Genomic DNA, 12,360 nt, shown 5'->3' with positions numbered 1-12,360 from the left:
TTGTAGAGTAAAGGAGGGAGAAAGGTGTTGCAGCTTAAAGAGTTAAATTTAACAAAAAAGCAGAAGTATTTTATGATTGTTTTTATGATTGGATTTTTGTTTAAATATAATTATATGTTATTACTTATCTTCAATGTTCCTGCTATCACTGGAATTGTCCTTAAAAATATATTCTTTACATTTTTGACCGGTTATCTTTTAGCTCCCTTAGCTAAGGCGAAGAAAGGTAGAGCTTCCTTACTAGTGGTATCAATATTATTTACTACCTTATTTATGGGTAATCTTTGGTATAACAGACATTTTGGTGATTACTTAAGCTTTATTGATGTGACTACCAGTGAAGGTGTAGGCTCACCTGTGGTATTATTTAGACATATTTTTAAAGTATGGGATATTTTCTTTGTTATTGATATTATCTTATTAGTTATTTTGACATTTAAAGCTAGAGATACTAAAAGTAAAGGGAATATAGTAGCGTTATTTACTAAAAGCAGGATAAAGAGGGGAACTATAGTTATAATCTTATTATTAATCTTTCAAATCTTCACAGTTAATTTATTACTAGGAAATCATAGTCCAGCTGAGCTATATAGTAGAAGTAGTGCAGGCTTTGTCAATGTCTATGGGTTAGCTTCCTTATATCTGTATGAGTTTCATACCTCTACTTATGCAGCTTATCTGAATATAGCTAATAAAGAGGTCTCTACTCCTATTGAAGAAGATAGACTAGATGATAAAAGCCTAATAGATAAAAATAGTAATATAATTGTAATACAACTAGAATCCTTAGATGAGAAGATAATTGATTATAGGCATAATAATCGGGAGTTGACGCCTTTCTTAAATCAGCTTAAAAGTGAGAGTCTCTATGCTGAAAATTTTTATTCTCAACATGTAAATGGTAGTTTTGATGCTGATTTTGCTTTTTTAACCTCTCTTTATCCAGTGAATAGAAATTATTCTTTCAGAGAAGATGATATGAGCAAGTTTGATTCTATAGTTAAGTTGTTAAAGAAGAGAGGGTATCAGACCTTAGCCTTTCATGGTAATAATAAAAAGTTCTTTCATCGCTACAAGGCCTTTCCTAGCTTAGGCTTTGATAGATTTTATAGTAGAGAAGACTTTTCAAGTAAAGATAGAATAATGGACTTAGAGGAATCCTACTTAGGAATCAATGATTATGATTTCTTTAATCAATCCTTGGATTATTTAGAGCAAGCTGATCGACCCTTTTTTGCGTATATGATAACAGTAAGCACTCATACTCCTTTCACCTTTTATCCAGAAAGTGAGATTCAAAAGGAGTATAGTGATATTGATAATCCAATAGTATATGATTATTTTCAATCAGTCTCTTTTTTAGATAAATCCTTAGAGATGTTTTTTGATCAGCTGCAACAGAGGGGATTAGCAGAGAATACCCTCTTTATCATATATGCTGACCATCAAGCAGGAATTGATGAGAAGGAATATACCTCTAGTGAAGAGTTTGTAGCTGATGAAAATATCAATCAGCCTGAACACATTCCTCTTATAATTAAATATCCAGCTGTGCAAGCAGATGTGATTAAGAAGACTGCTACAACAACTGATATAGCTCCAACTATTTTAGATATGATGGGTATAGAGCAGAAACCTAGGGAATTTATCGGTTCTTCTCTGCTCAAAGGAGAGCAAAAGCCAGTTCCTTTTATCCATGAGCTACCGCAAGTTTTATATAAAGATCACCTCTTTATAAAGGGGCTTGAAGGGCTAGAAAAGGTGGGTCATCTTAAAGGGACAACAAAAGAGGGGGTGGAATTAACTAAGAAAGATAAGAATAGGATTTTGCAGATTATTGATTATATGAAGGCAATAATGCTAAAAAGGAGAATAGATACTCAAGAGTAGATAGTATTTTAAACTTTAACTCAATGGACATATTGCGATACTTTTGTGCCAGTTGTCAGTCAACAGCTCACTAAAGTAAAGGTGTCGCAATATCATAACTCTATATGTAATGTTAGACTTTGATAACAACAGTAGAAGAACATCTATAGTTAATAATTAATTTTAAAATAATATTTCAATTAGGAGGTATTTTTGTGAAATTAGTTATTATAATAGGTTCTATTATCTTACTTATTGTTTTATTTTATGGTGCTTATTATATTATCAATCCATCTTTAGAGGGGGAGGAGATAGCAGCTCAGCTAGGAATGCCTTATCCAGCTGTAATTGCTCATCGAGGTGCTTCAGCAATAGCTCCTGAATCCAGTGCTCTTGCTTTTATTAAAGCTAGAGATCAAGGAGCAGATTATTTAGAAGCAGATTTACAGCGGACTAAAGATGGTAAGATCATAGTATTTCATGACCCAAATCTCAAGCGTGTTTCTAATGCATCAGAGGTTTTTCCAAAGAGACAGGATGAAGAGGTAGGTAGCTTTACTTATACCCAGTTAAAGCAATTAGATATAGATATTATTACTTTAAAGGACTTGATAGATATTGCAAAAGGTGGGGAATATACACCTGGGTTGGTTTTAGAGACTAAAAATCCTCAGAAATATCCTGGTATTGAAGAGGAGATAGTTGCTATTTTATCTGAAGAAGGATGGTTAAATCCCACTAACAATAAAGAAGAAATTTCTAAAAGAGATGATAAAAAAGACTTTGCTAAGACTATCTTCTTCTCCTTTGAAGTAGATAGTCTGAAAAAATTTAGAGAGCTAGCTCCAAAAGTGCCTCGCTTGCTACTGATTACAGATAATATGATCAGTAGAAGAGGTTGGAAGAGCTGGTTAGAGAAAGCAGAAGGACTAGCCCAGGGCTTAGGTACTAAAGGTTTTATGAACTGGCCTTGGTATATTGCGGCTGCCCATGATAGAGGGTTATTTGTGCTTCCATATACTATCAATCAATTATGGCAATTAAAAATACTGGCTTATTTTCAGTCCAGTGGCTATATCACCGATAGACCAGAAGCAGTCTTAGAATTTTTGAATAGACTTCCTAAACTATCAGAGATAGAAGATATTTTGGAGGAGTGAATCTAGTTATTAAAATAATCTAATCTATAATAAAGAAATCAAGGAGTGGTTTAAATGAATGGCAAAAATAGAAAAGATATCAAAGCAGGATTAAAGGTTTCAATCGTATTAAAGAAAGATCAGAGTTCAGGAAAATTGACAGAAGGGGTTGTTAAGGATATTCTGACTAATTCTCCTACCCATCCCCATGGAATCAAGGTACGCTTAGAGAGTGGTAAAGTTGGTAGGGTACAAGCTATTCATAGTTAAAGTTTAAGATTCCATTAGGGATTAGAGAAGAATAAGTAGTGTAGTTATGTATAATGATTTGAAGGCTATTATTTAAGATAATAGTCTTCTTTTTTTAATCTCAAGAATAAAAATTTTTAATCATCATCTTTAGCTGCTTGCACAATTGCCTTAAATAGCTCCATAAAATGGGGATGATGCCTGATCAAATCCTCTGGATGCCACTGAACCCCAATGACAAACTTCTTGTCAATAGATTCAATAGCTTCTATAATTCCTTCCTCAGATCTAGCAGTAACTTTAAAGCCAGCAGCTAAATCTTTGACTGCTTGATGGTGATAAGAGTTGATATCGATCTTAGTAGATTTGAAGATATCAAATAATTTACTCTCCTTTTCAATATTAATAGAGTGGAAGAGATGATGCACCTCAGTTTCTATAGGCATATGACCCAAGGCTTCTTTACACTGTACACTAATATCCTGATATAAATTACCACCTGCTGCAATATTAATCAGCTGAATCCCTCGACAGATACCTAAGATTGGCATATTACGTCTATGTGCCTCATTAAAAAGCTCTAGCTCCCATTTATCTCTGCGAGGGTTGATCATTTTAATCGTCTTAGTTGGATTTTCACCATATAATAAAGGTGAGATATCCTCTCCACCGCTTAAGACTAAAGCATCTATATTATCAATATATCTACTGATAGAATCCTTCTTTCCTAGCAATGGAATCAGCATTGGAATTCCACCGGCATTACCAATTGCAGTTATATAGTTATAACTTGCTGAACAATATGTTTTTTTAGGTTCTTTTTTGCAAAAGGTAGTAATTCCTATAATTGGTTTCTCCATTTTGATTTCTCCTTTAGCTATTGATTTTCTTCCAGTGATGGCAAGCGACTTGATGATTGTTGCTGATGACTTCCATTTTTGGTCTCTGATTATTACATTTAGTAGTAGCATAAGGGCATCTAGTTGCAAACTTACATCCGCTAGGCGCATCCAGTGGTGAAGGGATCTCTCCTTTAAGTATTATCTCATCTTTCTTCTTTCTAGGGTCAGGAATAGGAATACTAGAGATTAGAGCTTTGGTATAAGGATGAGCAGGATTTTGATAAAGCTCTTTAGCAGGACTAAGCTCTACAATATTACCTAAGTACATTACTGCGATGTAATCGGAGATATGCTTGACTATCGACAGATCATGGGCAATAAATAGATAAGCTATCCCTAACTCCTCCTGTAATCTCTTCATTAAATTAATAATTTTAGCTTGAATCGAGACATCTAAAGCAGAAACGGGTTCATCAGCAATAATTACCTCTGGATTCAAAGCCAAAGCTCTAGCGATACCTATCCGTTGGCGCTGTCCACCAGAGAATTCATGGGGATATCTACTTAGTTGTTCTTTCTTTAAACCGGTCAGTTCCAGATAATGTTCCACTAATTCTTGTATATTCTCTTGGGGGCGGTGAAATTTAATTGGTTCTGCAATGATATCACCAACGGTCATCCGTGGATTTAAAGAAGAGAAGGGGTCTTGAAAGATCATCTGTAGCTTAGGGCGAATAGCTTTAAACTCCCTTGGGCTCATATTCAAAATCTCTCTGCCATCATAATAGATTTCTCCACCAGTTGCTTCAATAAGTTTTACAATCGCTTTACCAGTAGTTGTCTTTCCACAACCAGATTCACCTACTAATCCTAAGGTTTCACCTCTTTTTAAGGTGAAGCTCAGTCCATCTACTGCCTTGACCTCGCCGACCTTCTTCTTTAAAAGCCCTTTCTTAATTGGGAAGTATACTTCTAAATCTCTAACCTCCAAAATTGCTTTACTCTCCATTTAAATTTTCACCATCCTTCTGGTACAGCCAACAGCAAGTATAATGAGTATCATTAAAATAAGTTCTTTTAGGCTCTTTAAATTTACAGATTTCTAAAGAATAAGAGCAGCGTGGTTCAAACTTGCAACCAGCAGGTAAGTCCGAAGAGCTGGGTACTACTCCTTTAATAGTATGTAGCACTTCTTGTTCAATATCTAAGCGGGGAATAGACTTTTTTAATCCTTTTAGGTAAGGGTGTTTAGAGTCATAAAAGATGTCATCTACTAACCCATACTCTACAATCTTACCAGCATACATCACTGCCACTGTATCGGCTACTTCGGCTACTACTCCTAAATCATGGGTAATCATAATCACCGACATTTCTAATTCTTGCTGAAGCCTTTTAATTAAGCGTAGAATTTGAGCTTGAATTGTAACATCTAAAGCAGTAGTTGGTTCATCGGCAATTAAAAGCTTAGGGTTACAAGCAAGTGCTATAGCAATCATCACCCTCTGTCTCATTCCTCCACTGATCTGATGGGGATATTCAGAGACTCTCTGGTCTGGGGAAGGGATACCGACCAGGTTTAACAGTTCAATAGCTCTTTGATTAGCCTCTTTTTTAGAGATACTCTGATGTAATAACAAGGCTTCTCTAATCTGATAACCGATAGTTAGAGCAGGGTTTAACGAGGTCATCGGTTCTTGGAAGATCATTGCAATCTCATTTCCTCTGATCTTCTCCATCTCTTCTTTAGATATCTTCAATAGATTTATTCCTTTAAAATTAATCTCACCATCTACAATTTTACCCGGTGGTGAAGGGATTAACTTTAAGATTGATAGGGCAGTTACCGATTTTCCAGAGCCTGATTCACCTACAACAGCCAGAGTTTTTCCTTGATTGAGTTGATAGCTGACTCCATCACAGGCCTTTACTATTCCATTATCGGTATCAAAGTAGGTCTTTAAATTATTTATCTCCAAAATTATATCTTTTTCCATGCTATCCACCTCTTAATTGGAAAGTTTAGAGTCAAGTGCATCTCTTAAGCCATCTCCTAACAGATTAAAAGCAAAAACTATCAATAAGATCATCGTTCCAGGAACAATAGACATCATTAGATTTTCTGAAATATATTGCTGTCCAGAAGAGAGCATTGATCCTAAGGCTGGCATAGGTGGTTGAATCCCTAGCCCTAAAAATGATAGACCAGCAATGGTTAAGATCATCTCTCCAATTCTTAGTGTAGCTAGTACAATAATTGGTGCAATACAGTTAGGGAGAATATGTCTGATTATGATCTGTCTATCGGGAATTCCCATAACCTTAGCTGCTAAAACATAATCAGCCTTTTTAAGTCCTAAGACTGAACTTCTAATTACTCTAGCAAATTGCATAATTCCAGTAATACTAACGACCAGTATCAAGTTAAGCAGACCTGTTCCCAAGGCCGCTATTAAAGCAATTGCCATCAGGATAAAAGGAATTGAGTTCCACATCTCGATTGCTCTCATAATTAAATTATCGACTCTGCCCCCATAATAGCCTGCAATTAATCCTAGAAAGGTTCCTAATAATGTATTTAAAACTACGGCTAATAATCCAATTCCAAGGGCAATCCTAACGCCATAAATTGCTCGTGAGAAGATATCTCTACCAAACTCATCGGTGCCAAACCAATGTTCTAGACTTGGTTTTTGGATGGTTTTTCCCCAGTTCATCTCTAAAGGATCATGGGGCATTATAAAAGGAGCCAAGATAGAGATATAAACCAAAATAATTATAATGATTAAGCCAAAGACGGCATTCTTGTTCCTCTTTAATTTTTTCCAAGTTAAATTACTAGTTGTTTGTATATTAGAATCTGTTTGATTGGTTTTTCTAACCTTATTTATCAAAAATCCTAAAGCTAAAGTAAGTAATGCAAAGATTAGATAAGAGATTAGATTATCCTGGTTATTTGTTGCCTTAGATAAACTAAAGATTAAGGTTAGGAGATTGAAGCCTAATAAAACGATTAAGTATTTTGAAATCACTCTGTTCACCTCTAATCATATGTGATCTGCGGATTTATTAGTGTATAGACTAAGTCCACTATCAGATTAACAATTACATATACTGCCGATAGGAAGATTACACAGCCAAAGACTAAAGGTTCATCACGCCTAAAGATAGCATTGACTGCTAATCTGCCTACTCCTGGCCAGGCAAAGACTGTCTCTGTTAAGACTGCACCGGCAAAGATTCCAGCGACCTGATTACCGATATTAGTTACTATAGGAACCAAGGCATTTTTGAAAGCATGAATCAGTATGACTGATTTTTCTTTAACTCCCTTTGCTCTTGCAGTACGGATATAATCCTCTTGAATTACCTCTAAGATAGAGGAGCGGGTCAATCTAGTTGTAGATGCCATCAATACAAAGGAGAGGGAGATTGCTGGGAGAATAAAGTATTTAAATCCTTCTGTTGTCCAGATGTGACCCCCATAGCCTGAAGCAGGGAGCCAATTTAACTTTACTGCAAAGATATACATCAAGATTATTCCTGTATAAAAGACTGGAATTGAGATCCCTAATAAAGCTATTGACATCGAGATATAATCAAACACAGAATTTCTCTTGATAGCTGAGATGATGCCAGCAGGGATTGAGACTATTATAGCAATAACTAAAGCTGCTGCTCCCAATTCTAAGGTTGCAGGTAATCTATTAATTATCACAGAGATGACATTCTGCTTATAATTGATAGATTTTAGATCTCCTTTAAAGAAATTTTCCATCATTTTAAAATACTGAATATGTAAAGGTTGGTCTAAGCCATATTTTATCCGTGTCTGGTTAAGGGCTTGCTCAGTAGCCCGCTCCCCTAACAGGACAAGGGCAGGGTCTCCAGGGGTTAATTTTATAATTACAAAGATAAATAGAGAAATAAAGATCAGTATAGGAATTAAGATTAGTAATCTTCTGAGAATATAGTTAAGCATAATTTGCATCTCCTTTAATTAGCATGAGTAATTAAGTGGTAAGCAACTATTAATAGTTACTTACCACCAGTTTTTACAGGTCTTTTATTTTATCACCCTTGACTAATTATTACTTTAATCTATTTGATTGTTACATTTCTTTTATCAGTTACTAGGTGGAAGTATCCTTGTGGAGAAGGTTCAAAACCTTCAACATTCTTATTCATTACTGTTGTGACATTAGTAAAGGCTAATGGAATGTGAATATAATCTTTGACTAAGGCTTTTCTCATAGCTTTCTTATATTCTGTTCCTCTCTTGTCACTACCTACTAGTCTTCTTCCTTGTTCTAAGGCTTGATCTACTACTTTATTACTATATTTGGAGAAGTTCATTGCTGATCCTGTATGGAAGATCTTATATGTCCATCTATCTGGGTCAGGAACAGAACCCCATCCCATAATATAGATTCCTGCTTTTCCCTTCTTTAAGAGCGGTAATAAAGTTCCCCATTCTAATGCCTCTACTTTGGCATTGAGACCATAACTTTTAAGCTCGGTAGCAATTGCTGTAGCTACTTTCTTTCGATAAGGATCTTGTGGTGAATAGATAGAGAATTCAAATCCATCCTTTAAAATTCCCTCTGCCTTTAGTTGAGCAAATAACTCTTTAGCTTTATCTTCATTCTGCTTAAGAGCATGTGCTTTCATATACTCGTTGTCATCAGGAAAGACTGAAGGTGGAATCCAAGAATAAGCTCTATCTCCAGTGTCTCCAAAGATTCCTTGTACTACATCATCAATTGGGACAGCATAATAGACTGCTTTTCTAAATCTCACATCTGAGAATGGCTTTATCTGAGCTGAAAATCCAACATATTTTAAAGATAAACCTGATACAGTCTTGACTACTAAGGAATCATCTTGAGATAATTTCTTGATATCTTGTGGTAGTAGATCACTTGCTATATCAATTCCCCCAGCTTGGATCTCTGCTGCCATAACTTCAGCTTTAGGGATCGGTCGATAGATTACTTCATCTAAGTTTGGTTCAGCTAGAAAATAGTCTTTATTCTTAACTAATTTAATATGGTCATCAGGAATCCATTCTGCAAATTTGAAAGGACCTGTTCCAATTGGATTACGATCAAATTCATCCATCCCAATCTTTTCAACGACCTTTTTAGGTATAATTCCAGCAGTAGGATTACCTAGTGCCATCATAAAGGGTGAATATGGATTCTTCAAAGTGATTTTAACAGTATAATCATCTATAACTTCTATCATTTTAACAGGTTCAAAGAATTCTTTACTTGGTGATGCATTCTCTGGATTCATAATGGCCTCTAGAGTAAATTTAACATCATCGGCAGTTAACTTATCACCATTATGAAAGTTAACTCCCTTTCTTAAATAAAAGGTATACTCTGTTCCAGCTTTGTTAATTTCCCAACTTTCAGCTAAAGCAGGACTAGCTTTTGCTGAGTTTTCTTTAAAAGAGACCAGAGTGTCAAAGATATTACCAGCTAAGCTTTCTCCATAAAGCCCAGAGATTAGTACAGGGTTTAGATTTGCTGGCTCTTTGGCAATTCCTATCTTAAGAGTTTCTGTATTATTCTGACTTGTTTGACCTTCTTTTTGAACTGCTGCTTCTTGTTGAGTTGAACATCCTACCAACAGAAATAATGCTAATAGAGTAACTAATACTAATGTTAGTTTTTTTCTCAATTCTCTCTCCTCCTTAAAAATGTTATCTTTCCTACATTTTAATTTAAATTGCTAAATTTATCAAATTAAAAGGTTATATCTGAAGATGAAAAAAGATAATTAGCCATAAAATAAGACTAATTTAAAGATAAATAAGTAATTAAAGACTTATAGACTAATAGCTATAGTTAGTGCTAATTTAATGTAAGTTAAATAAAGAAATTATAATTATGTTAATTTAGTGTTAATTATATATATTACTATTTATTATGTCAAATGCTAGATTTAGTTAGATTTATAATTAGATTAAACTCATCTTTCAGATTATATGAGCTGGTATAGAGTGACTTCTAGTTGAAAAATATCCTAATAATATTATATAATGTAAAGATATTTAGTAAGGAGGTAGAGAATGGAACAGAGTATTTATTTAGAGGATAAAGAAGAATTTAAAGATGGAATTAAAGCAGGGATACCAATCTTTATGGGGTATTTCCCCATATCCCTTACCTTTGGTTTGATTGCCAAAGCGACAGGATTACCTGGCTTTTTAGCAGTCTTGATGTCACTGACTAACTTTACTGGTGCAACCCAATTTATTGGAGTCAAGATGTTGGCTCAAGGGATTGGAATTGGAAATATTGTCTTAACTACCTTTATGATCAATGCCAGATATCTACTGATGTCCTTCTGCTTTGCCAATAAATTAAAGGGCGTATTATCTGATAAAGAGAAGCCCTTATTAGCTTTTGGGGTTACCGATGAGGTCTTTGTCGTCTCTATGACCAAAGAGAAGTTAGAGACATCCTTTACCTTTGGAGCACAGCTTATCTCTTATAGTGGCTGGGTTTTAGGAACATTAACTGGAGTGATGATAGCAGATATATTGCCAGCATCTATTATAAATAGTATTGGAATTGCAATCTATATCATGTTTTTAGGGCTACTGGTTCCTCCTATTATCAACTCGTTGAAGATAGCGATAGTAGCAGGGTTAGCAATGCTTATTAGCTCGATTATTTATTGGATTCCAGCTTTAAATGATTTTATTGGAAATTGGAGAATAATTATTACTATCATGTTTGCATCTCTAATGGGGGCAATCTTTTTACCGATGGAGGAAGAAGATAATGATGAATAGAGCAATTGTTATGATCTTACTTACTGGAGTAGTAACTTATTTAGCAAGGGTTATTCCTTTGTTATTATATAGAGGTAAAGAACCATCAAAATTTTTACGTTCTTTTTTAGAATATATACCCTATGCAGCCTTAGGAGCACTCTTATTTCCAGAGATACTATATTCAACAGAATCTATCCTTACAGCAGTCTTAGGAGGAATATGTGCTACTGTTTTGATTATAAAGAAGCAGAATATGATTATTGTGGTAGGTGGAACTATATTAGTGGTTTATATTTTAAATTTATCTTTTTGAGAGGGGGATTATAGTGGTATTAAATGAATTGATAAGAAGAAGGGTAGAGAAACTATTAGGGGATTATTGTGAGAATCGTATCCCAATGCATGTTAGAAATAAAATTAAGTTAGGATATGGGATAAGAGGTAATAGTGTAACTTTATTTGAGGAGCGAAAAAGCTATCAAGGTGAGGAATGGATAAAAACAAATATTGCTCAATTTAGATATAACCAAGATGATAATAAGTGGTCGCTATATTGGTGGAGGCATACAGGAAGATGGTATAGATATGAAGATGTAAAGCCAAATTCTAACTTTGAAGTTCTGTTAGAGGAAGTAGAGAAAGACCCCCTTTGTATATTTTGGGGATAGTAAAAAGTAAATATTGATTTTGAGGGCTAACCAGATTTCAGTGGTTAGTCTTTTTTACCTGAGCTTATATTCAATTAATTGATAAGATTAATTTAGATTTTTATTGATATTATCATTGACACCTTTAATATTCTTAATTATAATACAATTAGTTAACTAAATTAACTATATTCAAAAGGAGTTTTAGTCAAAGCTATGGATAAAGGAAATAAAATATTAAAAGTAACAGAAGGTTTAGCAACTATACTAATGAAATTTAAACAAAATGAGTTCAAAGGAACAAAGGGTGGAGATCTTTCTTTAAAATTTTTTGAGTATATAAATGTGATAGATAAGCTCAAAAATCCTACATATACTGAATTGGCTGAAGCATTAGATTTAAGTAAGCCGGCAGTAACGGCTATTATCAATAAATTAATCTCTCAAGATATAGTATATAAGAGCCGGTCTGTGAAAGATAGGCGTGTTTATTTTATCCACCTTACTAAAGAAGGGGAGAAGATTTCTTATGCCTACCAGCAGGGTTATCTAAATTTTGTTGATCATGTAATGGATTCTTTGAGTGAAGATGAAGTAGATAGCTTTATTGAACTTTCTGAGAAGATTATTTCAGGAGGAAAATAGATATGTATATATAATTATTTTATGGAGAAATATATAGGTTAACCTATATATTTTGTCTATAAAGTTAGTTCACTTAATTAACTAATTAAAATTATGTTTTAAAGTTTTGTGATATTTGGAAATTAATATATTAGGTAGATATTATGACAGTAACGAGTGATGTGTAACAAGTGAAGAGA

Annotated in this window: 13 protein-coding genes; 7 read left to right on the top strand and 6 right to left on the bottom strand. The window is 34.2% G+C overall.

What is annotated here, in order from left to right:
* The first annotated feature begins 24 nt into the window (after positions 1–24).
* The 3 genes from BX659_RS05250 (at position 25) to BX659_RS05240 (ending at position 3,278) form a co-directional block, all read left to right on the top strand.
* Positions 25–1,890, top strand: a complete 1,866-nt coding sequence (locus tag BX659_RS05250; protein WP_097016767.1) for an LTA synthase family protein — start codon at positions 25–27, stop codon at positions 1,888–1,890.
* Positions 1,891–2,084: 194 nt separating this feature from the next.
* Positions 2,085–3,029, top strand: a complete 945-nt coding sequence (locus BX659_RS05245) for a glycerophosphodiester phosphodiesterase family protein (protein ID WP_097016766.1) — start codon at positions 2,085–2,087, stop codon at positions 3,027–3,029.
* A gap of 54 nt (positions 3,030–3,083) precedes the next feature.
* A complete protein-coding gene (locus tag BX659_RS05240; protein WP_097016765.1) occupies positions 3,084–3,278 on the top strand; it encodes a YwbE family protein in 195 nt (64 codons plus the stop codon).
* Between the two features lie 116 nt (positions 3,279–3,394).
* Here the strand turns inward: BX659_RS05240 and BX659_RS05235 are convergent, their stop codons facing one another.
* The 6 genes from BX659_RS05235 to BX659_RS05210 form a co-directional block, all read right to left on the bottom strand.
* A complete protein-coding gene (locus BX659_RS05235) occupies positions 3,395–4,117 on the bottom strand; it encodes a gamma-glutamyl-gamma-aminobutyrate hydrolase family protein (protein ID WP_097016764.1) in 723 nt (240 codons plus the stop codon).
* 13 nt (positions 4,118–4,130) lie between these two features.
* Positions 4,131–5,108 carry an ABC transporter ATP-binding protein gene (locus BX659_RS05230; RefSeq protein WP_097016763.1) on the bottom strand — a complete coding sequence of 326 codons (978 nt, stop codon included), beginning with the start codon at positions 5,106–5,108 and terminating at the stop codon, positions 4,131–4,133.
* The gene (locus BX659_RS05225) at positions 5,098–6,096 is read right to left on the bottom strand and encodes an ABC transporter ATP-binding protein (RefSeq protein WP_097016762.1); all 999 of its coding nucleotides are present in this window, start codon (positions 6,094–6,096) and stop codon (positions 5,098–5,100) included. Before BX659_RS05225 ends, BX659_RS05230 begins: the two co-directional genes overlap by 11 nt.
* A 12-nt stretch (positions 6,097–6,108) precedes the next feature.
* Positions 6,109–7,131 carry an ABC transporter permease gene (locus tag BX659_RS05220; RefSeq protein ID WP_253250663.1) on the bottom strand — a complete coding sequence of 341 codons (1,023 nt, stop codon included), beginning with the start codon at positions 7,129–7,131 and terminating at the stop codon, positions 6,109–6,111.
* Between the two features lie 11 nt (positions 7,132–7,142).
* The gene (locus tag BX659_RS05215; protein WP_097016760.1) at positions 7,143–8,081 is read right to left on the bottom strand and encodes an ABC transporter permease; all 939 of its coding nucleotides are present in this window, start codon (positions 8,079–8,081) and stop codon (positions 7,143–7,145) included.
* 119 nt (positions 8,082–8,200) lie between these two features.
* On the bottom strand, positions 8,201–9,787 hold the full coding sequence (locus BX659_RS05210; protein WP_097016759.1) for an ABC transporter substrate-binding protein: 1,587 nt from the start codon (positions 9,785–9,787) through the stop codon (positions 8,201–8,203).
* Between the two features lie 391 nt (positions 9,788–10,178).
* Between BX659_RS05210 and BX659_RS05205 the strand changes: the two genes are divergently transcribed.
* The 4 genes from BX659_RS05205 (at position 10,179) to BX659_RS05190 (ending at position 12,181) form a co-directional block, all read left to right on the top strand.
* A complete protein-coding gene (locus BX659_RS05205) occupies positions 10,179–10,907 on the top strand; it encodes an AzlC family ABC transporter permease (RefSeq protein ID WP_097016758.1) in 729 nt (242 codons plus the stop codon).
* Entirely contained in the window at positions 10,900–11,202 is a 303-nt protein-coding gene (locus BX659_RS05200; protein ID WP_258176109.1) for an AzlD domain-containing protein, read from the top strand. Before BX659_RS05205 ends, BX659_RS05200 begins: the two co-directional genes overlap by 8 nt.
* A gap of 13 nt (positions 11,203–11,215) precedes the next feature.
* The gene (locus tag BX659_RS05195) at positions 11,216–11,557 is read left to right on the top strand and encodes a DUF3024 domain-containing protein (RefSeq protein WP_097016756.1); all 342 of its coding nucleotides are present in this window, start codon (positions 11,216–11,218) and stop codon (positions 11,555–11,557) included.
* 195 nt (positions 11,558–11,752) lie between these two features.
* Positions 11,753–12,181, top strand: coding sequence for a MarR family winged helix-turn-helix transcriptional regulator (locus BX659_RS05190; protein ID WP_097016755.1), 429 nt, complete (start codon positions 11,753–11,755; stop codon positions 12,179–12,181).
* Positions 12,182–12,360: the final 179 nt, after the last annotated feature.

This window comes from Orenia metallireducens (genome assembly GCF_003001995.1).
GTDB lineage: Bacteria > Bacillota > Halanaerobiia > Halobacteroidales > Halobacteroidaceae > Orenia > Orenia metallireducens_B.
This window is presented reverse-complemented; position numbering and strand designations above follow the sequence as displayed.